31 protein-coding genes are annotated in these 24,713 nt (G+C 35.5%); 28 read left to right on the forward strand and 3 right to left on the reverse strand.

All coding sequences use genetic code 11. The features are described from left to right. Positions 1-213: 213 nt before the first annotated feature. From MTQ00_RS18775 to paaZ, 16 genes are all read left to right on the forward strand, one after another. Entirely contained in the window at positions 214-825 is a 612-nt protein-coding gene (locus tag MTQ00_RS18775) for a TetR/AcrR family transcriptional regulator (protein WP_228457057.1), read from the forward strand. 114 nt (positions 826-939) lie between these two features. After that, positions 940-2,259, forward strand: coding sequence for a phenylacetate--CoA ligase family protein (locus tag MTQ00_RS18780; protein ID WP_273650623.1), 1,320 nt, complete (start codon positions 940-942; stop codon positions 2,257-2,259). After that, on the forward strand, positions 2,256-3,341 hold the full coding sequence (locus MTQ00_RS18785) for a 2Fe-2S iron-sulfur cluster-binding protein (protein ID WP_172284305.1): 1,086 nt from the start codon (positions 2,256-2,258) through the stop codon (positions 3,339-3,341). Before MTQ00_RS18780 ends, MTQ00_RS18785 begins: the two co-directional genes overlap by 4 nt. Positions 3,342-3,417: 76 nt before the next feature. Then, positions 3,418-4,356 carry a 1,2-phenylacetyl-CoA epoxidase subunit PaaA gene (gene paaA, locus MTQ00_RS18790; RefSeq protein ID WP_337249973.1) on the forward strand — a complete coding sequence of 313 codons (939 nt, stop codon included), beginning with the start codon at positions 3,418-3,420 and terminating at the stop codon, positions 4,354-4,356. 80 nt (positions 4,357-4,436) lie between these two features. Next, the gene (gene paaB / locus MTQ00_RS18795; protein WP_172284303.1) at positions 4,437-4,718 is read left to right on the forward strand and encodes a 1,2-phenylacetyl-CoA epoxidase subunit PaaB; all 282 of its coding nucleotides are present in this window, start codon (positions 4,437-4,439) and stop codon (positions 4,716-4,718) included. 73 nt (positions 4,719-4,791) lie between these two features. After that, positions 4,792-5,553 carry a 1,2-phenylacetyl-CoA epoxidase subunit PaaC gene (gene paaC / locus MTQ00_RS18800; RefSeq protein WP_306615073.1) on the forward strand — a complete coding sequence of 254 codons (762 nt, stop codon included), beginning with the start codon at positions 4,792-4,794 and terminating at the stop codon, positions 5,551-5,553. An 89-nt stretch (positions 5,554-5,642) separates the two neighbouring features. Beyond that, complete coding sequence (gene paaD, locus MTQ00_RS18805; RefSeq protein ID WP_273650625.1) at positions 5,643-6,107, forward strand: 1,2-phenylacetyl-CoA epoxidase subunit PaaD; 465 nt, start codon at positions 5,643-5,645, stop codon at positions 6,105-6,107. 142 nt (positions 6,108-6,249) lie between these two features. Further along, positions 6,250-7,050, forward strand: a complete 801-nt coding sequence (locus MTQ00_RS18810; protein WP_172284297.1) for an enoyl-CoA hydratase/isomerase family protein — start codon at positions 6,250-6,252, stop codon at positions 7,048-7,050. 35 nt (positions 7,051-7,085) lie between these two features. After that, on the forward strand, positions 7,086-7,436 hold the full coding sequence (locus MTQ00_RS18815) for a four helix bundle protein (RefSeq protein ID WP_172284295.1): 351 nt from the start codon (positions 7,086-7,088) through the stop codon (positions 7,434-7,436). Positions 7,437-7,480: 44 nt separating this feature from the next. Beyond that, entirely contained in the window at positions 7,481-8,614 is a 1,134-nt protein-coding gene (locus MTQ00_RS18820) for a 3-hydroxyacyl-CoA dehydrogenase NAD-binding domain-containing protein (protein WP_273650626.1), read from the forward strand. 22 nt (positions 8,615-8,636) lie between these two features. Next, on the forward strand, positions 8,637-8,933 hold the full coding sequence (locus tag MTQ00_RS18825) for a hypothetical protein (RefSeq protein ID WP_273650627.1): 297 nt from the start codon (positions 8,637-8,639) through the stop codon (positions 8,931-8,933). Positions 8,934-8,935: 2 nt separating this feature from the next. Beyond that, positions 8,936-9,349 carry a PaaI family thioesterase gene (locus MTQ00_RS18830; protein WP_172284290.1) on the forward strand — a complete coding sequence of 138 codons (414 nt, stop codon included), beginning with the start codon at positions 8,936-8,938 and terminating at the stop codon, positions 9,347-9,349. Positions 9,350-9,427: 78 nt separating this feature from the next. Continuing rightward, positions 9,428-10,633 carry a 3-oxoadipyl-CoA thiolase gene (pcaF, locus tag MTQ00_RS18835; RefSeq protein ID WP_273650628.1) on the forward strand — a complete coding sequence of 402 codons (1,206 nt, stop codon included), beginning with the start codon at positions 9,428-9,430 and terminating at the stop codon, positions 10,631-10,633. Between the two features lie 97 nt (positions 10,634-10,730). Next, positions 10,731-11,327 (forward strand): acyltransferase, encoded by a 597-nt coding sequence (locus tag MTQ00_RS18840; RefSeq protein WP_172284286.1) that lies wholly within the window; start codon positions 10,731-10,733, stop codon positions 11,325-11,327. Between the two features lie 14 nt (positions 11,328-11,341). Next, the gene (locus tag MTQ00_RS18845; protein ID WP_273650629.1) at positions 11,342-12,169 is read left to right on the forward strand and encodes an alpha/beta hydrolase; all 828 of its coding nucleotides are present in this window, start codon (positions 11,342-11,344) and stop codon (positions 12,167-12,169) included. Between the two features lie 114 nt (positions 12,170-12,283). After that, positions 12,284-14,779: a phenylacetic acid degradation bifunctional protein PaaZ gene (paaZ, locus tag MTQ00_RS18850; protein ID WP_273650630.1), complete on the forward strand. Its 2,496-nt coding sequence runs from the start codon at positions 12,284-12,286 to the stop codon at positions 14,777-14,779. A gap of 18 nt (positions 14,780-14,797) precedes the next feature. On the opposite strand, the gene MTQ00_RS18855 is transcribed toward paaZ, so the two are convergent. After that, positions 14,798-15,505: a CPBP family intramembrane glutamic endopeptidase gene (locus MTQ00_RS18855; protein WP_273650631.1), complete on the reverse strand. Its 708-nt coding sequence runs from the start codon at positions 15,503-15,505 to the stop codon at positions 14,798-14,800. 187 nt (positions 15,506-15,692) lie between these two features. Between MTQ00_RS18855 and MTQ00_RS18860 the strand changes: the two genes are divergently transcribed. From MTQ00_RS18860 to MTQ00_RS18915, 12 genes are all read left to right on the forward strand, one after another. Continuing rightward, complete coding sequence (locus MTQ00_RS18860; protein ID WP_273650632.1) at positions 15,693-16,427, forward strand: DUF4241 domain-containing protein; 735 nt, start codon at positions 15,693-15,695, stop codon at positions 16,425-16,427. 2 nt (positions 16,428-16,429) lie between these two features. Next, on the forward strand, positions 16,430-17,128 hold the full coding sequence (locus MTQ00_RS18865; RefSeq protein WP_172284662.1) for an SMUG2 DNA glycosylase family protein: 699 nt from the start codon (positions 16,430-16,432) through the stop codon (positions 17,126-17,128). A 441-nt stretch (positions 17,129-17,569) separates the two neighbouring features. After that, positions 17,570-18,334, forward strand: coding sequence for an enoyl-CoA hydratase/isomerase family protein (locus tag MTQ00_RS18870; RefSeq protein ID WP_172284276.1), 765 nt, complete (start codon positions 17,570-17,572; stop codon positions 18,332-18,334). A gap of 120 nt (positions 18,335-18,454) precedes the next feature. Further along, entirely contained in the window at positions 18,455-19,072 is a 618-nt protein-coding gene (locus MTQ00_RS18875) for a hypothetical protein (RefSeq protein WP_273650633.1), read from the forward strand. A 60-nt stretch (positions 19,073-19,132) separates the two neighbouring features. Continuing rightward, positions 19,133-19,423, forward strand: coding sequence for a winged helix-turn-helix domain-containing protein (locus MTQ00_RS18880; protein WP_273650634.1), 291 nt, complete (start codon positions 19,133-19,135; stop codon positions 19,421-19,423). Between the two features lie 72 nt (positions 19,424-19,495). After that, positions 19,496-20,335, forward strand: a complete 840-nt coding sequence (locus MTQ00_RS18885; RefSeq protein ID WP_273650635.1) for a metallophosphoesterase — start codon at positions 19,496-19,498, stop codon at positions 20,333-20,335. A 6-nt stretch (positions 20,336-20,341) separates the two neighbouring features. Then, positions 20,342-20,635, forward strand: coding sequence for a hypothetical protein (locus MTQ00_RS18890; RefSeq protein WP_273650636.1), 294 nt, complete (start codon positions 20,342-20,344; stop codon positions 20,633-20,635). Positions 20,636-20,645: 10 nt separating this feature from the next. Beyond that, positions 20,646-21,131, forward strand: coding sequence for a Coq4 family protein (locus MTQ00_RS18895; RefSeq protein WP_172284268.1), 486 nt, complete (start codon positions 20,646-20,648; stop codon positions 21,129-21,131). Positions 21,132-21,136: 5 nt separating this feature from the next. Continuing rightward, positions 21,137-22,510, forward strand: coding sequence for a DUF4153 domain-containing protein (locus MTQ00_RS18900; protein ID WP_273650637.1), 1,374 nt, complete (start codon positions 21,137-21,139; stop codon positions 22,508-22,510). A gap of 5 nt (positions 22,511-22,515) precedes the next feature. Further along, a complete protein-coding gene (locus tag MTQ00_RS18905) occupies positions 22,516-22,818 on the forward strand; it encodes a hypothetical protein (RefSeq protein WP_273650638.1) in 303 nt (100 codons plus the stop codon). Between the two features lie 92 nt (positions 22,819-22,910). Next, positions 22,911-23,054, forward strand: a complete 144-nt coding sequence (locus MTQ00_RS18910) for a hypothetical protein (protein ID WP_273650639.1) — start codon at positions 22,911-22,913, stop codon at positions 23,052-23,054. A 53-nt stretch (positions 23,055-23,107) separates the two neighbouring features. Further along, entirely contained in the window at positions 23,108-23,512 is a 405-nt protein-coding gene (locus MTQ00_RS18915) for a hypothetical protein (protein WP_273650640.1), read from the forward strand. Between the two features lie 201 nt (positions 23,513-23,713). On the opposite strand, the gene dtd is transcribed toward MTQ00_RS18915, so the two are convergent. Then, positions 23,714-24,163, reverse strand: coding sequence for a D-aminoacyl-tRNA deacylase (gene dtd / locus MTQ00_RS18920; protein ID WP_273650641.1), 450 nt, complete (start codon positions 24,161-24,163; stop codon positions 23,714-23,716). A gap of 3 nt (positions 24,164-24,166) precedes the next feature. Further along, the gene (locus tag MTQ00_RS18925) at positions 24,167-24,619 is read right to left on the reverse strand and encodes a hypothetical protein (protein ID WP_172284259.1); all 453 of its coding nucleotides are present in this window, start codon (positions 24,617-24,619) and stop codon (positions 24,167-24,169) included. Positions 24,620-24,713: the final 94 nt, after the last annotated feature.

Genomic DNA, 24,713 nt, shown 5'->3' on the forward strand with positions numbered 1-24,713 from the left:
CATTTAATTCGGGTCGTATAACACAAAAAGTGTTCAATTATTGAATTTATAAATAAATTGGACAAAATTTCCGAATATTGTATTTTTAACACTGAGGTAACTAGACAAAATTTCCATTTTCATCATATCATCTGTAAATTTTGACATTCTTTTTTATTTTGAAATCAGATTAAAAGAGGTATGTAAAACTTTTATGAGGCAAAAAACAACAGTTTGGATCAAAAAAGTTACTTTTGCAATCTACTGATGGAGCTTAAAGAAAAACAAAAGAAAATATTAGACGAAGCCGTTCAGCTTTTCAAAGAGAAAGGCTATATGGGAAGTTCTGTAAGAGATCTGGCAACTCAATTGAATATAAAAGCTGCCTCTCTCTATGCACATATACGTTCTAAGGAAGAAATCCTTGAATGGATTTGCTTTGGTATTGCTCAGGATTTCTTTGTTGAGCTTCAGGAAGTATTGAACACAGATATCAAACCCAGTGATAAGCTGAATTTATTTATTGATAAACACTTATCTGTTGTTCTCAAAAATCCCGATGTTACTCATATTTATTCCAACGAATGGAAACATCTTGAGGAAAGGCTTCCTGAATTTGTTGAGTTGAGGAAAAAATATCAACAGGAAGTCGAACAATTAATTTCCGGGATCTATAAGGCCGAAAATTGGGAATTAAAATCCCCATCCTTTACTACAAGGTTTATTCTTCATACACTCAATAATTCTTATTTCTGGTTCAAAAGAAACACAGGATCAAATGTAGAGATCACTGATGAAATCAGGAATAAGATACTCTTTGGACTGCTTGGAAATCAAAAGAGATAAAAAAATTACCGTTCTGGTTATTTAGAATCATTCAAAATATGATTAAAATCATAAAAATTTTGTCAGCTTCCAAAATCTTTTTAAATTTACACCTAACAAATGTTAGTTAGTTTTATGGATTTTTCAGTTGAATATTTAGAGCTCGACCAGCTTAGGGAGCTCCAGTCCAAAAGATTGGTAGATCTTGTAGGTTATCTTGAGGAAAGATCAGATTTTTATAAAAGAAAATTTAATGAAGCGGGAATATCACCTCAGGAAATAAGGTCGATTGAAGATATTTCGAAATTACCCATTACTTATAAACAGGATTTGCGGGATCACTATCCATTTGGATTATTTACGGTTCCGAAGAATGAATTACAGAGAATACATTGTTCAAGTGGAACTACAGGAAAACCAACGGTAGTAGGATACACGAAGGAAGATGTTGATCTTTTCAGCGAGGTGGTTGCAAGGTCTTTGAACGCAGCAGGAGCCCAACCTGGGATGCAATTGCATAATGCATACGGTTATGGAATTTTTACCGGCGGATTAGGTCTGCATTATGGAGCTGAAAAGCTTGGAATGAGTGTTCTTCCTATTTCGGGGGGAATGACAACGAGACAAGTGGATTTGATAATGGATTTTAAGCCTGAAGTAATTTGTTGCTCACCTTCGTATGCTTTAACAATAGCTGATGAATTTGCTAAAAGAGGAATTTCTGCTGATGAAATCAGTTTAAAGTATGCTGTGTTGGGTTCTGAACCATGGACAGAAATCATCAGACATCACATTGAAGAGAGGCTGGGGGTTCATGCGACTAATATTTATGGATTAAGTGAGATTATCGGACCCGGAGTATCGATGGAGGATTTCGAAGAAAAAGGTGGTTCCTATATCTGGGAAGATCATTTTTATCCCGAAATTTTGGATCCGAATACAAAACAACCGGTTCCATTTGGAGAAGAAGGCGTACTGGTGATTACCACTTTGACGAAAAAAGCGATGCCACTTCTAAGATATTGGACAAATGACATTACAAGTCTTTACTATGATGAGAGTGGAAAAAGAACGATGGTAAAAATGAGACCTCTTATCGGAAGAGCTGATGATATGCTGATTGTAAGAGGGGTAAATGTTTATCCAAGCCTGATTGAAGAAGCTTTTTCACATGTAGAAGGAGTCGTACCAAATTACTATCTTACACCTATCGAAAAGGAGCAAATGTGCGTTGCTTTAGACATTGACCTGGAAATAGATAATGATTTTATTAAATCTCATCAACTTGAAATAAATACCGATGATTATCTTATTTTTGTCGGAAATTTTGGAAAAAATATTGAAAACGAAATAAAGAAACGGGTAGGAATAACCACAAAAGTGAAAATCCACACTCAGGATAGCTTACCTAAATGCGAAGGTGGAAAAATTAATAGAATACTAAAGAAAAAATGAATTCATTTTATAAACTAAAAACGGTAAAAGTTCAGAAAGATACCGATGAAGCTGTGAATGTAGCAGTGGAAATTCCTGATGAACTAAAAGATAAATTCAGATTCAAGCAGGGGCAATACCTTAACTTCCGGATGATGATCGACGGAAATGAGGAGAGACGTTCTTATTCTATCTGCAATGCTCCAAGTGAAAAAAGCAATACATTGGAAGTATTGGTCAAACTTTTAGAAGGTGGAAAGGTTTCAGGATATTTTAATGAACATCTTCATATGGATGAGGTGCTTGAGGTAATGCCACCTATGGGAGGTTTCAATACCACCTATCACCCATCGAATACCAAAACATATGTTGGTCTGGCTGCAGGAAGTGGAATCAGTCCGGTTCTTTCCAATATCAAGGAAAGTCTTTACCAGGAGCCTAATAGTAAGGCATATTTATTTTACAGCAACAGAAGCATGAATCATGTGATGAAGAAAGCGGAGATCGATAAACTGGTTGAGCACTTCAAAGGAAGGCTGAATGTAGTATATCTGGTAAGTCGTGAAAAGCATGAAGATCCTATTTTTGAAGGAAGAATCTCTCCGGAAAAACTGAATCATTTATTTGAAAGATATACCGATATAGATGTTAAAGAAGCTACCTATTTCATTTGTGGTCCTGCAGAAATGATCAAAGGTATTGCTGATTATCTGAAAAAAGAAAAAAAGGTACCTGCTATTCAGGTTTTATTTGAATATTTCACAGCTCCGGATGAAGAAAATTCTGAGGAAATGAGTGATGAATTCAAAGCTATCGCCAATATAGAAAGTATGGTAACGGTGATCATTGACGACGATGAATATTCCTTCCATCTTAATTCTAAAAAAGAGAGTATCTTAGATAAAGCATTAAAAGATCAGTTGCCTGTTCCTTTTGCTTGTAAAGGAGGGGTTTGCTGTACGTGTAAAGCAGAGGTTTTGGAAGGAGAAGTCTTCATGGAAAAAAACTTTGCACTTACCGAAGAAGAAGTAGCCAGAGGTTACGTTCTGACATGTCAATGTCACCCGACAACCAATGTGGTGATGCTTAATTATGATGTTTAAATTGTATTAACGATTAAATGTAAAAAGTATTCATGAATACATTAATACGTTTTACATTTTACAAAAGACAAAAGAAATGGACTTAGAAAAATTTGTTCAATACGTTCACGAAGAAAATAAAGTAGAGCCCAAGGATATTATGCCTGATGATTACAGGAAATTATTGGTTCGTCAGATTTCACAACATGCCCATTCCGAGATTGTAGGAATGCTACCGGAAGCTAACTGGATTTCCAGAGCTCCTTCTTTGAGAAGAAAAATGGCTCTTTTGGCTAAGGTTCAGGATGAGGCAGGGCACGGGTTATATCTTTATGCTGCAACTGAAACTTTAGGAAACGGAACAATCAGGGCAGACAGAGATGCTACTTATGAAGATATGTTGGAAGGAAAGGCTAAATACTCAAGTATCTTTAATTATCCTACACTGAGCTGGGCAGATATTGGAGCTATTGGCTGGCTGGTTGATGGCGCTGCAATTATGAACCAGGTAATGCTGATGGGTAACTCTTACGGACCTTATTCCAGAGCAATGGTAAGAATCTGCAAGGAAGAATCTTTCCATCAGAGACAAGGGTATGAGATTTTAATGGCACTTTGCCGAGGAACAAAACAACAGAAAGAAATGGCTCAGGCAGCGTTAGATCGTTTTTGGTGGCCGGCTCTGATGATGTTTGGACCTAATGATGACAGCTCACCAAATTCGAAGATCTCTATGAACTATAGAGTAAAACGAGAAAGTAACGATAGCCTTCGTCAAAGGTTTATTGACGTTACTGTTTCCCAGGCTGAGTTTTTAGGATTAACGATTCCGGATAAAGATCTGAAGTGGAACGAGGAGAGGGGGCATTATGATTTTGGAGAACTTCCATGGGATGAATTTATGACCATTCTGACAGGAAACGGACCATGTAATAAGAAAAGATTACAAACTAAAGTAAAGGCACAGCAGGAAAACCTTTGGGTGAAAGAAGCTGCAGCAGCTTTTGCGGAGAAACAACAAAAAGAAGTGATATAAGGTGATGATTTGAAAATGTACTGATTGAAAATTAATTAACACATTTTCAAATTCTCAAATTTTCAAATTTATAATTGACTATGGCAAATTTAGATATGTGGGAAGTGTTTATTCAGACTAAACCGGGATTATCCCACAAACATGCAGGAACAGTGCAGGCACCAACCGCAGAAATGGCTCTTCAGAATGCAAGAGACGTTTATACCAGGAGAAAAGAAGGAACATGCGTTTGGGTTGTTCCCAGCAAATATATTGTAAGTTCAGAAGGTATGGATCAGGAATCATTTTTTGATCCGGCAGATGATAAATTATACCGCCATCCAACCTTCTATGACATTCCTAATGATGTAAAAAATATGTAATTAATAAAGACTTCAGTATATGAGACTTCAGATATGAAAATTAAATATCTGAAATCTGAAATCTGAATCTGAAATCCATCAAAAAATGAATCCATTATATAATTATTTATTAAAATTCGCGGATGATAGTTTCATCATGGGGCAGGGACTATCCGAGTGGTGCGGTGAAGGTCCTTATCTGGAAGAAGATATTGCATTGACCAACATTGCTCTTGATGAACTTGGACAAGCGAATAACTTTTATCAGTATGCTTCAAGAGTAGCTGATAATGGTAAAAGCGAGGATGATCTGGCATTTTTGAGATATGAACATGAATACATCAATGCTCATTGGGTAGAGCTCCCTAATGAAGATTATGCCCAGACAATTCTTAAAGTGTATGTTTTTTCTATCTATCAGAAATTAATGTATGAAGCTTTATCAAATTCTTCAGATGAAGACTTATCCGCGCTTGCCCAAAAATCTTTAAAAGAGGTTAAATATCACTATACTCATGCTTCATCCTGGATGAAAATTTTTGCACAGGGAACAGAAGAAAGTAAAGTACGTCTGATAAAAGCAATTGAAAATATCTGGGAATACACAAAAGGTCTGTTTGCAAAGGTGGAAGGCGAAGATGATCTGATCACTCTTAATATTGTACCTGATGTTGATGCCCTTTATGAGCAGTTTATTGCTGTTACAGAAAAAGATTTTGCTGATTTTGGACTAGAATATCCAACGGATCATTTTATGCAGCCAAAGTCAAGAACAGGTTACCATACCGAGTATTTCGGATATATTCTTTGTGAATTACAATATATGCAGAGAGCATATCCGGGGTGTACCTGGTAGTAAAATAAGATTTATTTGAAAATATACCCCCATTTAAAAATTAAACAATTTTATAATGGATTTTCAAATAGGCAAATGATTAATAAGTAATGAACCAATTATTAAACATATTATCCCAGGTTCCTGATCCGGAAATTCCGGTAATCAATATTGTGGAATTAGGTATTGTAAGAGAGGCAAAAGCTACCAGCGAGAGTTCTTGCGAGGTAATAATTACGCCTACTTATTCTGCGTGCCCCGCTATGTTTACCATTGAGGAAGATATCATGAAAATCATGAAGGAAAACGGGTGGGATGCAAAGGTTGTTACCAAAATGTTTCCAATTTGGACAACGGATTGGCTAACAGATGAAGCAAGAGAAAAACTCCGTGAATATGGAATTACTCCTCCGGAGAAAGGGGCAGATGAGCACCATATAGGGAAACCTAAAAAATGTCCACGCTGTGGTTCTATGCATTCTAAGCAGATCAGCAGATTTGGATCTACATTATGCAAAGCATCATACCAATGTCTGGACTGTTTAGAACCTTTTGATTATTTTAAATGCCATTGATAAATTAATGTACTTGTTATATTTAAGGCATATGGCTATGTAAAGCATAACGAAGCTACTGCCGGATTACTAAGCTGGTAGATGGTTACATTAATTTATATTGTTAAATTAGAGCATTGTTAAATAATTAAATTTAAAAACTATGTATACACAACTTGATATCGAGACTCATTTTGATGGAAAACTCAAAATTGCCTACCTGAATCAACCTGAATCATTAAACGCATTAACAAAACCTTCTTTGGCAGATTTGAAAGATTTTATAAAATCCTGTAATGAAGATGAAACGGTAAGATGTGTGGCGATTTCCGGAAGAGGAAGAGCATTTTGCTCAGGACAGAATTTAGATGATGCTTTTGTACAGGGAAATGAACACCATGATCATGATATCATTAGAAAAATAGTAGTGGATTATTACAATCCATTGGTTACAGAAATCACACATTGCAGAAAACCTGTGGTTGCACTGGTAAATGGCCCGGCAGTTGGAGCAGGTGCCATGCTTGCCTTGATCTGTGATTTCGTATTAGCAGTTGACAAATCTTATTTTGCACAGGCTTTTTCAAATATCGGGTTGATCCCTGATACGGGAGGAACTTATTTCCTTCCAAAACTATTGGGAAGACAATTAGCCAATTACCTTGCATTTACAGGAAAAAGATTGTCAGCAGAAGAGTCAAAAGCTTACGGTTTGGTAGCTGAAGTTTTCAACGAAGAGGAATTTATTCCAAAATCAATGGAAATTCTGGAGAAAATGGCCAATATGCCTACCGCTGCTATAAAACTTACTAAAAAAGCATTTGCTCAGTCGTACAACAATACACTCAAAGAGCAACTGGAGTTAGAAGGCGACCTGCAACAGGAAGCTGCAGAAACAGAAGATTTCATAGAAGGTGTAAACGCCTTTTTACAAAAAAGAAAACCTGATTATAAGGGAAGATAATTAATTTGAGAATGGGCTAATTTGAAAATTTGAAAATGAGAGATGACAAAGAAAATATCATTGTAAATAAGACTTTTGACTTTGCATTGAACATTATTGAATTTTCTGAAGAACTATATAAGGCTAACAGATTTCCATTGGCAAACCAGATTTTTAAATCAGGAACTTCAATTGGGGCTAATGTTAGAGAAGCTCAAAATGCAGAAAGCAAGGCCGATTTTATTCATAAATTAAAAATCGCTGCTAAAGAAGCTGAAGAAACAGAGTATTGGCTCTTGTTATGTTCTCAATCTCAATATTTAAAATCTCCGGATGAAAAAATACGATCAGATTTAAAAGAGATTGTGTTAATCTTATCTAAAATTATTTCAAGTTCAAAAGCTTAAGTAATTTTCAAATTAGCTCATTTTCAAATTTTCAAATTTAAAATATGAATGTAGGAATTATCGGTGCCGGAACTATGGGAATAGGCATCGCACAAGTAGCAGCAACAAATAGCTGTAAAGTTTGGGTATATGATGCCAACTCAAAACAGGTAGAAACGGCAACGCTAGGTTTGGAAAAAACATTAACCAAACTAGTAGATAAACAGAAGATTTCAGCTGAAAAAATGACCGAAATTCTGGCTAATGTCTCTATCGCTACAGAACTGAAAGATTTCAAAGACTGTGAATTAGTCATTGAAGCAATCATTGAAAACAAAGAAATTAAAACTAAAGTTTTCGCAGAACTGGAAAATCATGTTTCCGAAAACTGTATTATAGGTTCCAATACATCGTCCATTTCTATCACATCTCTTGGCGCAGAATTGAAATATCCTGAACGTTTTATCGGAATCCACTTTTTCAACCCTGCACCTCTGATGTCTTTAGTTGAAATTATTCCTTCGTTATTAACAGAGAAGTCTTTAGCAGAGAAAATGTATCACCTCATGAAAGATTGGGGAAAGGTTCCGGTTATTGCTAAAGATATTCCAGGATTTATTGTTAACAGAATTGCACGTCCTTTCTATGGTGAAGGATTGAGAATCGTTGAAGAAAATATTGCTACACCAGAGCAGGTAGACGATGCCATGAGGACCTTAGGAAACTTTAAAATGGGACCTTTTGAATTAATGGATCTCATTGGAGTTGATGTTAATTTTTCAGTTACAACAACTGTTTATAAGGATTATTTTAATGATCCGAAATATAAACCTTCCTTGTTACAGCAACGTATGTCTGAAGCAAAACTTCATGGAAGAAAGACCGGAAAAGGTTTTTTTGATTATAGTGAAGGAGCTCAGAAACCGATTGCTCGAAAAGATGATGCGTTGTATGAGCAGATCTTCTTAAGAATCATCTCCATGCTGATCAATGAAGCTGTAGAAGCTAAAAGATTAGGTGTAGCGAATGATGAAGACATCGAGCTGGCAATGCAAAAAGGAGTCAACTATCCGAAAGGTTTATTAAGCTGGGGGAGAGAAATAGGATATACAAAAATCTCGGAAACCCTGCAGAACCTTTATAACGAATATCAGGAAGAAAGATACCGACAAAGCCCTTTATTAAATAAGCTTGCTTAATTTGAAGGATAAAACTATTATAATGGATTTAGATATTTTCGGAGCAGAATTAAAGCAGAGGCTTTTGATGGAAAAAGAATACCTGGTCCGGGAATGTTCTTTGATCAAAGATGATCAGGAAAGGTTGGAATTGCTGGGGAAATTTAATGATAAATATAAGGAGGCGATCAAGAGGATAGCTGATGAAAATAATTTCGATCTGAATGCTTCGTATCCTTCCGAAGACTTTTCATATGAACATATGATTCTAGGTAAAACTATGGGGATTTATGATGTATTGGTTGAAGAATTATATGAAGAAATAACAAGTATAAACTAAAAATGAATCCAAAACAAATTGCAGATTATATGCTCGGTCAGGATTATTTTTCCCAATGGATGAATATCAGAATGATTGAGGTGAAAGAAAATTATTGTCTAATAGAAATGCCTATTAAAAAAGATATGATTAACGGACTTAAGACGGTCCATGGAGGGGTGACGTTTGCTTTTGCAGATTCTGCACTGGCCTTTTCATCAAATAATTCCGGGGACGCTGCAGTTGCGTTAAATTGTATCATCAATTTTACTAAAGCAGGAAAAGAGGGTGATATCTTTAGGGCAGAAAGTAAGCTGGTTAACGATACCCGGAAAACTGCTGTTTATGATATTCAGATCACCAATCAAAATGAAGAGCTTATTGCAAAATTTGTAGGAACAGTATATAAGATCGGAAAAAAAGTAACAGAATTATAAAATCAGACATAAGACTCAGATATCTGATTAAAAACGAGTGAAATCTTTTTGTCTGGTATCTCAAAATCTAAATAAAAAATGAACAACGTATACATTGTAGATTATATCAGAACTCCTATTTCAAAATTACAGGGAGGATTATCAGAAGTAAGAGCTGATGATTTGGCATCAATTGTTATCAAAGAAATTGTTGCAAGAAATCCCGAAGTTCCGGTAGAAGAAATTGAAGACGTTATTTTCGGGTGTGCTAATCAGGCGGGTGAAGATAATAGAAATGTTGCAAGGATGGGTCTTTTACTGGCTGGTCTTCCTTATAAAATCGGAGGAGAAACTGTCAACAGACTATGCGCTTCCGGAATGTCCGCCGTGGCAAACGCTTTTCGTTCAATAGCTGCTGGAGAAGGAGAAATTTATATTGCAGGAGGAGTAGAGCATATGACCCGTTCACCGTATGTGATGTCAAAACCAAGTGCTGCTTTCGGAAGAGACAGCCAGATGTTTGATACTACTTTCGGATGGCGTTTTATCAACCCTAAAATGAAAGAACTGTATGGTGTTGATGGAATGGGAGAAACTGCCGAAAATTTAGCAGATATACATCAGATCAATAGAGAAGATCAGGATAAATTTGCCCTTTGGTCTCAGCAGAAAGCAACAAGAGCTCAGGAAAGCGGAAGACTGGCAGAAGAAATTGTAAAAGTTGAAATTCCTCAGAGAAAAGGTGATCCAATCATTTTCGAAAAAGACGAATTTATTAAACCTTCTTCATCTATGGAGGGATTGGCAAAACTTCGTCCGGCTTTCAGAAAAGAAGGAACAGTTACAGCAGGAAACGCTTCGGGAATGAATGACGGAGCTGCTGCTTTAATTTTAGCGAGTGAAGAAGCGGTTAAAAAGTATGGTCTTAAGCCAAAAGCAAAGATTTTAGGATCCGCAGTAGCAGGTGTTGAACCAAGAATCATGGGAATAGGACCGGTAGAAGCAACTCAAAAACTACTGAAAAGATTAAACCTTTCTCTTGAAGATATGGATATCATCGAGTTGAATGAAGCATTTGCAGCACAGGCACTGGCCGTAACTAGAAGTTTAGGGTTGAAAGATGATGATGAAAGAGTAAATCCAAATGGAGGTGCCATTGCAATAGGCCATCCACTGGGAGTTTCAGGAGCAAGAATCGTAGGTTCTGCAGCAATGGAGCTTCATAAACAGGATAAGAAATATGCGTTGTGTACCCTTTGTATAGGTGTAGGACAAGGATATGCGATGGTAATTGAAAAAGTATAATTAATTTGGAAGTGAGTTAATTTGAGAATTTGAAAATGCTTAAAGACATTTCTAATTTTCAAATTATCGCATTCTCAGATTTTCAAATTAAAAAAAGATGAATATCTATTCATACCACGGGATTCGTCCCATTATAAAACCTTCTGCTTACATTCATCCGCAGGCAGTCATTATCGGGAATGTAGAAATAGGTGAAGAAGTATATATCGGTCCCAATGCGGTAATCCGTGGGGACTGGGGGAAAATTATCATCAAGGATGGAGCTAATGTGCAGGAGAACTGTACCCTGCATGTTTTTCCCAATATAGAAACGATATTAGAAGAATCTGCACATATCGGACATGGAGCTATTATTCACTCCGGACACATCGGCAAAAACTGTCTGATCGGAATGAACGCTGTGGTAATGGACAAAGCTTATATTGGCGATGAAAGTATTGTCGGAGCATTGGCTTTTGTACCGGCGAATTTCAGATGTGAACCCAGGAAACTGGTTGTAGGAAGTCCTGCAAAAATCATTCGTGATGTTTCCGATGAAATGATTCATTGGAAAACAGAAGGGACAAAGTTATATCAGGAACTGGCAAGAGAGGGAAAAGAAGCTATTCTGCCTTGTGAGCCTTTTACAGAATATGTCCAGCAGATTCCAACGAAAATTGTGGATTACAGTATCTGGGATGATATAAAACAATAACCATACAATTAAATATGATTAAAAAAATTGCACTTGTATGCAGCATGATGTTGACGATGAATAGTGTGTTGTCAGCACAAACTGTTGCTACAAAACCGCTTACAATTGGAGAAGTGAGGACGATTAAGTCTAAAACCTTAAATGAAGACAGGATATTGAATATTTATCTTCCACAAGGATATGACAAAACAAAATCATATCCGGTAATCTATCTGTTGGATGGAAGCATAAATGAAGATTTTATTCACGTGACGGGATTAGTACAATTCTTTAATCAGATGTATTCCATGCCGGAAACCATTGTAGTGGGAGTTGCTAATGTAGATAGAAAAAGAGATTTTACTTTTCATACAGATTTAAAAGACTTGCAGAAAGACTATCCTACCACAGGGCATTCTGATCAGTTTATTACATTTATGGAAAAAGAGCTAAAACCCTATGTTGAAAGCCAGTTTAAAACTACGGAAAAATACCTTTTTGGCCAGTCTCTGGGCGGACTTTTAGCAACGGAAATTCTTTTGAAAAAGCCGGAAATGTTCAATAACTATTTTATTATCAGTCCAAGTTTATGGTGGGATGATGAAAGTCTTTTAAAGCAAGCATCTCAATTACTTTCAAAATCTCCGGATACTAAAAAGTTTGTTTATCTGTCTGTTGGAAAAGGTGAACATCCTGTAATGATAAAAGATGCGGAGACTTTCTACGATGTTTTGAAAAAAGCCGGAAAGAAAAACTGGACATTAGAATATAAAATGATGGAAACAGACAATCATGCTACTATTCTTCACAGAAGTTTATATGAAGGATTGGTGAAAATGTTTCCTTACCAGGAACCGAAGTAAATCAGTTTCACTTGATCGGTGTTCCTAAAAAAATTAGATCGTAATAGTAATTTGGTCATTACTGTGAATACCTTAGGGCTCACTAATTAATTTAAGTAAAAAGTAAAAAACTATATGGAAAAGTTAAAAAACTATATCTACGGACAATGGATAGAAGGGACCGGAAACGGGGTTCCTTTGTACAATGCCGTTACAGGAGAGCAGGTAGCTGTTTCCGATACTGAAGGCCTTAATTTTGAACAGGCTCTTGATTATGGAAGAACTGTAGGATATAAAAATCTTTCTTCAATGACTTTCTATGACCGTGGAGAAATGTTGAAAAAAGTGGCGCTTTACCTGCTGGAAAGAAAGAAAAAATACTACGAGTTATCCTATAAAACTGGAGCTACCCATGTGGATTCCTGGGTGGATATTGAAGGAGGTTTTGGGACTTTCTTTACCTACTCGGGGTTGGCAAAAAGAATGTTGCCTAATACTCCATTCTGGGTAGATGGAGATACACAGAAAATTTCAGCGAACGGAACTCATTTAGGAACTCATATCCTTACTCCAAGTGAAGGAGTATCTATACAAATCAATGCGTATAACTTTCCGGTATGGGGAATGCTGGAAAAGCTTTCTACTTCATTGTTGGCAGGTGTTCCGTCCATTGTAAAGCCGTCACCTTTTGGATCTTATCTTACCAATGCGGTATTCCAGGACATGATTGAAAGTGGTTTTCTTCCGGAAGGTGCTGTACAGTTGGTTTGTGGCGAACCCGGAAATATTCTTGATTATGTTCAGGATGGAGATTCCGTATTGTTTACGGGTTCTGCGAATACAGGAAGAAAACTGAAATCATTGCCTTCCGTGGCAGGTAATGCAGTTCGTTTCAATATGGAAGCAGATTCGTTGAATTGTTCTATCCTGGGACTGGATGCAAAACCAGGAACTCCGGAATTTGATTTATTCATCAAAGAGGTTCGTAATGAAATGACAACAAAAGCTGGCCAGAAATGTACCGCTATAAGAAGAATAATTGTACCGGAACACCTTATCGGTGATGTACAGCATGCATTGGCAACAGCATTGGATCAAACTAAAATAGGAAATCCTCTAAGCCGTGAAACCAGAATGGGATCATTGGTAGGAAAGCAACAGTATGATGAGGTTCTCCGAAAAGTAGATATTCTGAAAACTGAAACAGAACTTGTTTATGATGGTAAACATGAGCTTGTAGATGCAGACTATGAAAAAGGATCATTCATGAGTCCTAAATTATTCCTGAACGATAAGCCTTTCGAGAAAAATATTTCTCATGATGTAGAAGCTTTTGGTCCGGTTTCTACTATGATGCCTTACAAAGATGCGGAAGAAGCCGCAGCACTCGCGAAAAGGGGGAAAGGAAGTTTAGTAGGATCAATTGTTTCCCACGATGATCAATTTGTAGCTGAAACTTCTTGGAAAATGGCATCGCAACATGGAAGAATCTATGTACTGAACAGAGATAATGCTAAAGAGAGTACAGGACATGGTTCCCCACTTCCTACATTGATGCACGGAGGACCGGGAAGAGCAGGTGGAGGAGAAGAAATGGGAGGATTAAACGGGCTGCATTTCTTTTTACAAAAAACAGCTATTCAAGGGTCACCTGATATTTTGACGGCAATCACCAAAATTTACCAACAAGGGGCAGAGAAAAAATATGCAGATAAGCATCCATTTCAAAAATACTTTGAAGATGTTGAAGTTGGAGATTCTCTGGAAACAGCAGGACGAACAGTTACCGATGCAGATATTGTGAATTTCTCCAATGTTTCGTGGGATCACTTCTATGCACATACAGATGCTACAAGCTTAACGGGAACTATTTTTGATAAGACGGTTGCTCACGGATACTTTATCCTTTCTGCTGCTGCCGGACTATTTGTATCAGGTAAAAAAGGACCGGTAATAGCAAACTATGGTCTGGAAAATTGCAGCTTCTTTAAACCGGTATATGCTGGAGATACAATTACTGTTTATTTGACAGCTAAAGAAAAAATAAACAGGGGAGTCAAAGGAAGAAATATTCCATCGGGAGTCGTTAAATGGTTAGTGGAAGTAATTAATCAAAGAGATGAGGTGGTTTGTGTGGCTACTATTTTAACTTTAGTTGCAAAAAAATCTCCTTTTGTTGATCTTAATATTAAAAATATTCAGAAAATTTTAGGAGGCCTGACCCAAAGTACAAAACCAAGCTGGGGTAATATGTCTCCACAACAAATGATTGAGCATCTTGAGCATGGCGTTTTGGTAAGTATGGGAGAACCTGAAGCTGAAAAATGCTTTACTCCTGAAGAACAGCTCGAAAAATGGCAGGATTCCCTTTACAATCACAGGAAAATGCCTAAGGATTTCCCGGCACCTTACTTGGCTGAAGATGAAAAGCTGTTGGAATTAAGACATAAAAATTTTGATGCGGCAAAAGAATCATTCATAGAAAACCTGAAAAGATTTTCAATTTATTACAAAGAAAATCCTCAAGCAGAACATCTGAATTTTGTGTTCGGAAAACTAAATAAAGAAATGTGGGAATTGATGCATAGGAAGCATTTTACTCATCATTTTGAACAATTTGGATTGATCTGATAATATTAAAAGGAAGCTTTATAAAGCTTCCTTTTTTTGGGTACTGATGTCTTGTTTTTTTAGATATCTCAGATACCAGTAAACCAAAATGGGAAGTGCAAAGATTTGAAATAGAAATATAAAAAGTGAGATGAGACCTTCAGGCTTATGCTCATTGGCTTTAATCAAAACCTGTTGTCCCAGAGGTCCGTTTGAGAAAATAACAATATTAAAGATATTCCATCCCAGGTGAAGTCCAAAAGGAAGATAAAGTGATTTTGTTTTTGCAAATGCAAATGCAAGCATCAATCCAAATATTCCGGTCATAAAAAAAATAATCACCATTTGAATAGGGTTTCCAAATGCATTATAAGAAAACAAATGGTAGACACCAAAGCAAATGGCAGAAAGATAACAGGCGATCTTAATTCCCAATTTTTCAATGGCTAAGTAAAGTAATGCTCCCCTAAAAATGAGTTCCTCAAATATGACTGATCTTAAAGTCCACCAGACGCTGGTGAATATTGTCTGTAAGGTCATATGTTTATTTAATATCCAGCTGTTATCGCTGAAAGTCTTATTCATTACATGATAAAGTAAGCACACCAATGCTGCTAACAGGAAGCCTGTTGTCCAGTTCATAATTCTATTTCTGGTGGGTTTAAATCCTAAAACAAAAAGTGTTTTTTTATCGATATACCATAGCAAGAGCCCTGAAATAATAAGTTCAGCAAGAATTCCGATCATGGGTAAATAGTTTTTATATCGTATTTTCAGCACGATAAGTTCGATGACTAAAATAATTAAAATAATTGAAAATCAGTAGGTAATAGTATTTTGTATATATTTTTGTTTTTCAAAGTCCGTCTTCATTTGATCCGGATTAAATAAATAGTAATTTTAATTTTTAAATGAATTGATAAAAAATAATATCATGAATGAAAGCTGGCTACAAAAATGGGATGAAATGAAAGACCTTCTGGTTTGTCCTACAGATTTAGAAGCTTATTTTACTTCAGACGAGATTTTCGGAAAAAAAATGGAAGTAATACATGTTGGAAATGTTTCTATGCCTTCTGGAAAAGTAATAGTAAGAGATCCTTTGGTCTATTTGAATGCAGCAGAAAAACCTTACTTTATTAACTCTCCGAAAGGAAATTTTCCGGTACAAATAGCAGTAGTAAAATCTGAAGATTGGGGGAATCGCTATGCAGCGGTAAAAGTTTCATTTACGGATAAAAGGCCTGTAATTTATCGTGAGGCTTTAATAGGACATGAAGAACTGGAAGGAGTGGGAGAAGGAGAATATTTTGGATTTTCTGTAGACGCTGGTCTTGCTTGTATTACTGATGCGGAGGTATTGCCTTATTTCGATAAGTTCCTTACCCAAAAAAATGTGGGTAACATTTACGATGATTATTTTGCCGATATCTTTGCTCAGAGTTATAAAAACAACCCCAAAAACCAGAGGGAGTTAGGGGATTGGATCAATTGGACAATACCAGGTACATCTTATCAAATTCCGATGTTTGCCAGTGGGTTCGGTGATGGCGCTTATCCTGTATACTTTGCTTACGACGAAGATAATCAGGTATGCGGGTTATATATTCAGTTTATTGACATTGAACTGGCCCTTTCCGAAGAGCAGGAGGATGAAGAAGATTGCTAATGATGGGAGCTAGTTTTGCTGATAAAGTTATTGACTTTAATAGAAACCTTAATTATAACGGTAAGCTGCCACATAATTTTGAGGTGTTGAATCCATATTTTGACAATCCGGAAACGATGGCTGTTATGGAACAGTTTTATAAAAAGTATTATAATGATTCCATACAAAGAAAGTTTATGGTAGGAATTAATCCCAGCAGACATGGAGCTGGTGTAACTGGAGTACCATTTACAGATACAAAACGACTTGAAAGTGTTTGTGGGATAGCAATGCAATCTGCACGTACGCATGAGGTTTCATCTGTTTTCATGTATGATATGATCGAACAGTATGGAGGAGCCACTGAATTTTACAAAGATTTTTATATAAACTCTCCTTTTCCCTTAGCAATCGTAAAACGATCCGGAAATGGCTGGCTTAATGCCAATTACTATGATGATAAGGAGCTATTTTCTGATGTTAAAGATTTTATGATTGAATCCTTAAAAAAGCATATCAGTTTAAATCTTGATACTTCAGAAGTATTTGTTTTAGGAAAGAAGAATGCAGATTTTATCTCAAAACTGAATAAAGAAGCAAATCTCTTTGAAAAAATGACCATTCTTGAACATCCCAGATATATACAGCAATATAAACTAAAAGAAAAGCAAAGCTATATTGATAAATATATACTTGCATTAAAAAACAAATCCCTTGAATAGCTCAAGGGATTTTCCATTTGTGCAGTAGAATCTTTCACGGTACAATGATAGCTTATGATATTATTTTCACGGTTATTAGTTTTTATCGTCGTAAGCTATTTCTTTATGATCTTATTTGATCCCAAAGGAATTTTAATTAGATATGCTCTTGCAGGGAACTTAGAGATATCTTTTTCATTTACTCCTTTTTTAATTTCTGTGCTTTTTAAGAGCTGGCACTGTAGCAGGAAAAAAGCAGCATATTTAGTATCTCAAAGGAACAATAATAATGGGACCCGAAAGTAGAGTAGAAAGTACCAAATTGATGCATCCGTATTTCTACGTAATAGGCTTAAAATAGAATGACATGCTGATCACTATTTTGCAGGTCAATTTGTTGTGGTTAAATTTTCGTTAACAGGCTGTAATTCGTATTTTTGTAAGAATCCAATTTAAATTAAAATGAACGAATTTGTAGTCTCAGAACTTAAAAACAATATCGCAGAAATCACCTTTGGGACCCCTAAAAGTAACTCACTTCCTGGAGCGATTCTGGAAAAATTAGCACAAACGATCTTAGATGAAGGTGCAAAAGATGAAGTAAAAGCTATTCTTGTAAAAAGCAGTGGTGAAAAAGCTTTTTGTGCCGGTGCCAGTTTTGATGAACTTCTTGCTATTGAAGAATTAGATGCATCTACAAGGTTTTTTGGAGGATTTGCTAAGGTACTGAATGCGATGAGAAATTGTGGTAAAATAGTTGTGGTAAGAGTTCAGGGAAAAACGACAGGTGGAGGAGTAGGTATTGCCTGTGGAGCTGATTATTGTTTTGCAACAAAGGATTCTGCCTTGGCTTTGACTGAAATTAATTTAGGTATTGGTCCTTTTGTAATAGGCCCGTATGTTGAAAGGAAAATAGGAAAATCACAATTCTCTGCAATGGCGATTGATGCCGATTTCAGATCTGCTGAATGGGCTGAACAACATAATGTTTATCATTCTGTTTCAGAAAATATCGAAGAAATGGATGCTAAACTGGATAAATTTCTACAGATATTAGCTTCCAGAAGCAGTGATGCTCTTGCGCTTATTAAAAAGGTATCATGGGAAGGAACAGAACACTTCAATGAATTAATGCCGGAAAGGATTCATATGAGTGCTAGTCTCATCCTGGAAGAATCTGCAAAGAAAAATATTGAGTCTATTAAAGAAAAATTAAGAGTTAAGTAAAGGCTTACTTCATAAATAAAAAAACCGTTGAAATAATCAGCGGTTTTTTTATTTAAATAATCTTCGAAATATTTTTAAGTTTCAGAAAAATATTTAACTTTGTATTTCAAAGTTCTTTATATGGATTCAAAAAACTACCACGAAGATCTATCCCACATCCGGTCTATGATGGAACGATCTTCCAGATTTATTTCATTGAGTGGATTGTCTGGTGTTTTTGCCGGACTTGCTGCCATTGCAGGTGCAGTGTATGTGTATTTTGTTTTTCAGAGAGAAGGAATCGATTATTTTGATGGTGATCGAAATATCTACAATCCTTCTTTAGTGAGAGAATTAGTGATTATAGGAACTTTGATCTTATTTGTTGCGGTACTGAGCGGATACTTTTTTACAGCGAATAAAAGCAGAAAGCAAGGATTGAAAATATGGGATGCTACGACAAAACGTCTGCTATTAACGTTTTCTGTTCCATTAATAACAGGAGGCGTGGTATGTCTTGGTCTTTTATATCATCACCTTTTTCCATTGATTGCCCCAGCGACATTAATTTTTTACGGTTTAGCACTGGTGAATGCTGAGAGATATACTTTAACTGATGTCAAATATCTGGGCTATTGCCAGATTATACTAGGGTTGGTTTCCCTTTTCTTTCTAGGATGGGGATTAGTAGCATGGACGCTGGGATTTGGTTTTTTACATATAGTGTATGGCCTCATCATGCATAAAAAATATAAATAATGATTTAAATTTGCAGCTCTAAAAAAGTAATACTGTATACTATACCTACCACCAAAGATTATGATTAAAATAAATCAGCTCAACAAAGAATTTGAAAGTCGGGTAAGATTAGGCATTATGTCTGTTCTTATGGTTAACGATTGGGTTGATTTCTCGGAAATGAAAGGATTATTGGAGATTACTGATGGTAACTTGGCCAGTCATAGTAACGCTTTGGAAAAGGCTGGATACATAGAAATAAAGAAGGAATTTGTTGGGAAAAAACCTAAAACCTCTTATAGGGTTACACAGAGTGGAAGACAGGCTTTTTCTGATCATTTAGATGCTCTTGAAAAATTAATAGGCAGATAAAACTATATTTTTTTATCAATTAACTTTGTAATTCAAAGTTCTTTGTTTTAATTCAATATGTGAAAATAGTACATGACAAGAAAAACATTTTTAAAAAAGCTCTTTCAGCTCGCTGTAGTAGGATCCTTTCCTGCTCTATACTCATGGCAGGTAGAGCCTTTTTGGGTGGAGTTTGTTGAACGTAAGCTTCCCATTAGAAATTTACCGGTGAACCTTGAAGGTAAAATTTTGATGCAGATTTCCGATTTGCATGTAGGTAACCGATTTGACTGGAATTTTCTTATTGAATCTTTCCATAAGGCTAAAAAATTTAATCCGGATTTTGTAGTGTACACCGGTGATTTTGTAAATCACGGAACACTGGAAGAACAAAACGATTTAAAAATAGTAATGGAAGAAGCCGTATATGGAAACCTTGGAACATTTGGAATTTTGGGAAATCACGATTATGGACCAGGGTGGAAAGACATTGAGCTCTCCAGGAGTATTTGTCGGATTTTAAATAGCTACGGAATTGAAATGCTAAATAATGAGCAAAATAACCGGTATGGAATCAACTTTATTGGATTTGAGGATCTGTGCTCACCCAATTTTGATCCCTTGAAGGTTATGAAAGATTTAGATCAGTCTAAAGCGAATCTGGTTCTTTGCCACAATCCTGATGTTTGTGATAAAGATGTATGGAACGGATATCAGGGATGGATCCTAAGCGGGCATACCCATGGCGGACAATGCCGGATTCCCGGTTTGATCACTCCCATACTCCCTGTTAAAAATAAGAAATATGTTTCCGGAGAAATTGATTTGCAGGATGGCAGAATGCTTTACATCAACCGGGCAATCGGACATTCTTATCAAGTTCGGTTTATGGTTCGTCCGGAAATTACTGTTTTTACCTTAACAAAAGCTTAAAATAATATGGATAATAAAGAAATTGTGAATATAGGAAAATATGTTTTCTGGCTTTCATTTTTGCTTGGGAATATATGCCTGTTCGGATACCTTGTCAGCAGAATTGATGTATTTGCGATAGGAGGCTTCTTATTGCTCATTTTTGGATCTATCTTGAATTTATTGGTCATCGCCGGACTTTTAATTTATGGGTCGATATATCATGCCAAGCTTCATGCTTGTTTACAATCAATCGGAATATTATTAATCAATATCCCTATCGCCTGTCTTTATACTGTTATTGGAGTTAATCTTAATTAAATAATCAACTATGAAAAAATTACGTGTTCAGTTTTTACTTTTTGTATATGATAAAACTCAAAAGTTTTACAGAAGATATTTTAAGAAAAAGAAAAGACAATGGCAGTTCAACGAAAAACAACTGCTTAGTTTCAATGAAGATACCTTAGGCCGTAAACTGGGGGAATTTTATAAGCGTCATGGATTTACCATGATTCCTAAAATGGAAAATCACGATGTTCATCATTTGATTACAGGTTGCGGAACTAATTTCGAAGATGAAATTGCCATGCAATATCTGCTGTTGGGAAATGGAAAACTTAATGCCCATCTTCTGGCAGCAATCATATTAGGAACTTTGATTTTACCGGAATATTCAAAAATGTACCTGCAGGCATTTCGGAAAGGTCAAAATATGAGGTCCTTTCATCATTGGGATTTTGAAGCTTTGCTATGGCAAAATTTTGAAAATCTGAAAGATTTTATTCAGCAAAAAAATACAATAACTTATTATTAAATATCATGAAAACACATCACTATATACTCCTTACAACCGTCTTATTTATTATTCTTTTTTATAACGAAAATGTAGGTTTAAATCTTGGACTGTTAGGTATTGCTTATGCGTTACTAACATGGTACAAAACACCAAAGTCAAACAAAACAAAAGTATTTTTCATGCTTTTTTTCACAAGTATTTTTTCTTCAGTAGCTTTTGCCTGGTATGGAGATTTTGCTTCTTTTGTGGCGGTTGTAAGTTCACTTCTGCTTTTATCTTACAGATCAGGAAATAAAAGACTAAAAATTCTCTTCTTGATTCCTGTTTTTATAGTGAACTGCTTTACTTTTTTATGTCGATTTTTTAATTTTGATAGTTGGCTTCCCCAAAAAAATATTTCGGGGTTAGGACAGAAAATATTTGCCTTTATCCTGATTCCATTGGTATTAGTTGCTGTTTTTTTTGGAATTTACTCTGTAGGAAGTGATCATTTCGCCAGCTTGTTTACGGATATCAAAATAGATATTGATATTTGGCAACTGTTCTGCATAACAGTATTGGGGATGTTTATCGCTTTCAATTATTGGAATTATGCTGTAGAAAAAATCATTTATAAACAAAATCATTTTTTAGATGATACTTTTCACACGAAAGATCGAATCGTACAATCAACATATTCTTTTCTTGATATTGATGCAGAAAGGATGAGCGGCATAATCTCGTTTTTAGCATTAAATGTATTATTGATCTTTTTTATCATCACTTATAATTACGAACTATTCTACGAAGATTCAAAAACTCCCGGCCAGCTTTCAGAAGAAACCCACCAAAGAGTAAATGCTGTGATCATGTCTATTATTATGTCTATTCTGGTGATTATGTTTTATTTTAAATCCGGATTTAATTTTGATCCGAAAGCCGGGCTTATGAAAAACCTGGCTAAGATCTGGATTTTTTTAAATGCGGCACTGATTATTTCCACGATGATAAAGAACTCCGAATACATTATCAATTATGGTTTTACATATAAAAGGCTTGGAGTATATGCTTTCCTGACTCTTTCATTGATTGGTTTGACAATGACGTATATTAAAATTCAATACAGAAAAAGAAATGCTTTTCTGTTTAATACAATGACATGGTATTTTTATGGAACAATTTTGGCTTGTAGTTATATCAATTGGGGAGGATTAATTACTTCTCACAATATGAAGCGCAGTGATTTTAATGCAGGTTATCACTTCACAGAAATCAACTTTAGTGAGAAAAGTTTACTGAAGTTTGCTGCCGAAAAAAAAGATATTATACTAAAAAAACAAATTATAAGTAAAGTAAAACAAAAGAAATCATTTTCTTTCTTGTCAGAAGTGCTTTACTATGAAACACTAAAAGAATAACTATTATGAAAAAGTCCTTATTGCTGATCCCATTGATTATTGTTTCTTGTAAAAAAGAACCAAATGTAAACGAAACAGCCAACAAAGATTCGATCATGATTTCAGAACAGCCGGGTCCAGAACATTCAGTAGATTCAGCTGCTATAAGAAAAAAAGATTCTATCATTAATAATTCTCCCGTCACCAAACATGTCTTAAAAAAAGGTGTGATGAGAAGTGAGAAAGATGGGCAAATAATAAGAACTGCCGATGCCTCACAGCTTCCATTTACAGTAGGAGAGCAATTTACAAAGAAGGACAGGAGCTGATTCTCAAAATCACAAATTATAATAAAAGTGATATCAAGGCATCCATTTCTACAAAAGAAAAAGATTTTAATATTCGTTTCAATCAGATAAAATTGCCAAATGGAGAATACGATGGTCCTTTTGGAAGAGATATTTTTTATCAGATGGCGGGCAAAGGTGAAGTATGGTTAATTATAGGCAAAAGTAACATGGCTTCCGGAAACACAAAAGGAAGTTTTTCAGTAAGCGTCGAATAATAATTCTTTGGTATAGTTTCTGCAAGATAATTTTTGTATTAAGATTTATTATTATGAAAAATATATTTTTAACTGCAGTGGCAGCTTCTGTTGCCCTTGTTAGTTGTGGAACAGTACAGTCATTGGTTCAGAATACGTTTCCTTATACGGCTAATGTATTAGTATCCACAGGAGTGCCTGCTGATAAAGAGGTGTCTTCTACGGCTACTGCTTCTAATGTACAGACTTGGTTTGGTGGGAATAATAATGCTAAAATAAAAGATGTGAGATTGGCAGATGCAAAAATCTCTGTGGTTTCTCCTTCTGGTGGCAACTTAAGTGCTTTTAAAAACATTAAAGTTTATATTTCTTCAAATGGTACGGGTGAAAGACTTGTTGCATCAAGATCCAACATCTCTTCAAATAGTTCCAGCTTAAACCTCGATCTTAATAATAATGGATTTTGGATGAGGTCGTAAAGAGCAACGGACTTACAGTAAGAACAGTTTATGAACTGAAAAATCAGACAAGTTCAGATATGAACTTAAAAGTAGCATTGAATTTCAGCAGTATACCTGCGAATTAGTTTTTATAAAAGTTTATTAGGAAAAGGTCTTTCAAATTTTGAAGGACCTTTTTATTTGGATTAAATATAATTTAATGTATTGATATAAAGTGTCTTACATTTTTGTTTGGCTATCCATTACAATAGTGACAGGACCATCATTAACTAAAGAAACCTTCATGTCTGCACCAAAAATTCCGGATTCTGTTTTTAGTCCTGATTTTGCAATTTCTTCTTTGAAATAATCAAAAAGGGGAATTGCTTTATCGGGTTTTGCTGCCTTAATAAAGGATGGACGATTTCCCTTTTTATAATCAGCTATCAACGTAAACTGGCTGATACAAAGGATTTCTCCTGAAATATCTTTTAATGAAAGATTGAGCTTATCATCTTCATCAGCAAAAACTCTAAGGTTCAATATTTTTTGTACGAGCCAATCTGCATCTGCTTTCTCATCATTTTCATCAATTCCAATGAGTAGCATAAAGCCCCTATTGATCTCGCCGACGATTTTCTCTTCTACTTTTACATGAGCTTCTGAAACTCTCTGTATTACAACTTTCATAAATTAATAATAAACATTTAATACTCTGGTATTGGGATTATAATTGTAAGGATAAGTTTTCGGAGGTACATTCGTTCCTGACGAAGGTTGGCCGGTAAGTAAAATCCATTTAGCGTTATCCTTTGGACAAATGATACTAATATTGTCTTTTACTTCAAGTGTAGTATCATTATCAGGGCATATATGAGGTGCATTTCTATCAAATACCATAAACTGATTATCTGATCTACGGACAATAATTAAACCCCGTGTTCCTGATTGTTGCTCATCCACATAGATCCATCCACCTACATAGTTCAAATTATTATATGCAGCTAAATTAAGGTTCAAGGTTACGTTAATTGGAGTATTGGGAAAGCAGCTTACCGTGTCTTCTCGACTTCCGCAAGAATTAACAGATATATTGCTGATTATCAGTAAAGTGGAAAAGAATAAGATTGAAAAAGTTTTTTTCATTTCAATTTAAATTTTTATATATTTGTAAAAATTAAACGATTACAACACGAAAACATTGTCCGGCAAATGTCGGATTATTTTTTTATACTAAAAC

Source organism: Chryseobacterium sp. B21-037 (assembly GCF_028570785.1).
GTDB classification, from domain to species: Bacteria; Bacteroidota; Bacteroidia; order Flavobacteriales; family Weeksellaceae; genus Chryseobacterium; species Chryseobacterium proteolyticum.

Bases quoted from the DNA above. Each gene is read 5' to 3' on its own strand.
- MTQ00_RS18780 (WP_273650623.1), top strand. From the start codon at position 940: ATGGATTTTTCAGTTGAATATTTAGAGCTCGACCAGCTTAGGGAGCTC.
- MTQ00_RS18785 (WP_172284305.1), top strand. From the start codon at position 2,256: ATGAATTCATTTTATAAACTAAAAACGGTAAAAGTTCAGAAAGATACC.
- paaA (WP_337249973.1), top strand. From the start codon at position 3,418: ATGGACTTAGAAAAATTTGTTCAATACGTTCACGAAGAAAATAAAGTA.
- paaB (WP_172284303.1), top strand. From the start codon at position 4,437: ATGGCAAATTTAGATATGTGGGAAGTGTTTATTCAGACTAAACCGGGA.
- paaD (WP_273650625.1), top strand. From the start codon at position 5,643: ATGAACCAATTATTAAACATATTATCCCAGGTTCCTGATCCGGAAATT.
- MTQ00_RS18810 (WP_172284297.1), top strand. From the start codon at position 6,250: ATGTATACACAACTTGATATCGAGACTCATTTTGATGGAAAACTCAAA.
- MTQ00_RS18815 (WP_172284295.1), top strand. From the start codon at position 7,086: ATGAGAGATGACAAAGAAAATATCATTGTAAATAAGACTTTTGACTTT.
- MTQ00_RS18820 (WP_273650626.1), top strand. From the start codon at position 7,481: ATGAATGTAGGAATTATCGGTGCCGGAACTATGGGAATAGGCATCGCA.
- MTQ00_RS18825 (WP_273650627.1), top strand. From the start codon at position 8,637: ATGGATTTAGATATTTTCGGAGCAGAATTAAAGCAGAGGCTTTTGATG.
- MTQ00_RS18830 (WP_172284290.1), top strand. From the start codon at position 8,936: ATGAATCCAAAACAAATTGCAGATTATATGCTCGGTCAGGATTATTTT.
- pcaF (WP_273650628.1), top strand. From the start codon at position 9,428: ATGAACAACGTATACATTGTAGATTATATCAGAACTCCTATTTCAAAA.
- MTQ00_RS18840 (WP_172284286.1), top strand. From the start codon at position 10,731: ATGAATATCTATTCATACCACGGGATTCGTCCCATTATAAAACCTTCT.
- MTQ00_RS18845 (WP_273650629.1), top strand. From the start codon at position 11,342: ATGATTAAAAAAATTGCACTTGTATGCAGCATGATGTTGACGATGAAT.
- paaZ (WP_273650630.1), top strand. From the start codon at position 12,284: ATGGAAAAGTTAAAAAACTATATCTACGGACAATGGATAGAAGGGACC.
- MTQ00_RS18855 (WP_273650631.1), bottom strand. From the start codon at position 15,505: ATGATCGGAATTCTTGCTGAACTTATTATTTCAGGGCTCTTGCTATGG.
- MTQ00_RS18860 (WP_273650632.1), top strand. From the start codon at position 15,693: ATGAATGAAAGCTGGCTACAAAAATGGGATGAAATGAAAGACCTTCTG.
- MTQ00_RS18865 (WP_172284662.1), top strand. From the start codon at position 16,430: ATGGGAGCTAGTTTTGCTGATAAAGTTATTGACTTTAATAGAAACCTT.
- MTQ00_RS18870 (WP_172284276.1), top strand. From the start codon at position 17,570: ATGAACGAATTTGTAGTCTCAGAACTTAAAAACAATATCGCAGAAATC.
- MTQ00_RS18875 (WP_273650633.1), top strand. From the start codon at position 18,455: ATGGATTCAAAAAACTACCACGAAGATCTATCCCACATCCGGTCTATG.
- MTQ00_RS18880 (WP_273650634.1), top strand. From the start codon at position 19,133: ATGATTAAAATAAATCAGCTCAACAAAGAATTTGAAAGTCGGGTAAGA.
- MTQ00_RS18885 (WP_273650635.1), top strand. From the start codon at position 19,496: ATGACAAGAAAAACATTTTTAAAAAAGCTCTTTCAGCTCGCTGTAGTA.
- MTQ00_RS18890 (WP_273650636.1), top strand. From the start codon at position 20,342: ATGGATAATAAAGAAATTGTGAATATAGGAAAATATGTTTTCTGGCTT.
- MTQ00_RS18895 (WP_172284268.1), top strand. From the start codon at position 20,646: ATGAAAAAATTACGTGTTCAGTTTTTACTTTTTGTATATGATAAAACT.
- MTQ00_RS18900 (WP_273650637.1), top strand. From the start codon at position 21,137: ATGAAAACACATCACTATATACTCCTTACAACCGTCTTATTTATTATT.
- MTQ00_RS18905 (WP_273650638.1), top strand. From the start codon at position 22,516: ATGAAAAAGTCCTTATTGCTGATCCCATTGATTATTGTTTCTTGTAAA.
- MTQ00_RS18915 (WP_273650640.1), top strand. From the start codon at position 23,108: ATGAAAAATATATTTTTAACTGCAGTGGCAGCTTCTGTTGCCCTTGTT.
- dtd (WP_273650641.1), bottom strand. From the start codon at position 24,163: ATGAAAGTTGTAATACAGAGAGTTTCAGAAGCTCATGTAAAAGTAGAA.
- MTQ00_RS18925 (WP_172284259.1), bottom strand. From the start codon at position 24,619: ATGAAAAAAACTTTTTCAATCTTATTCTTTTCCACTTTACTGATAATC.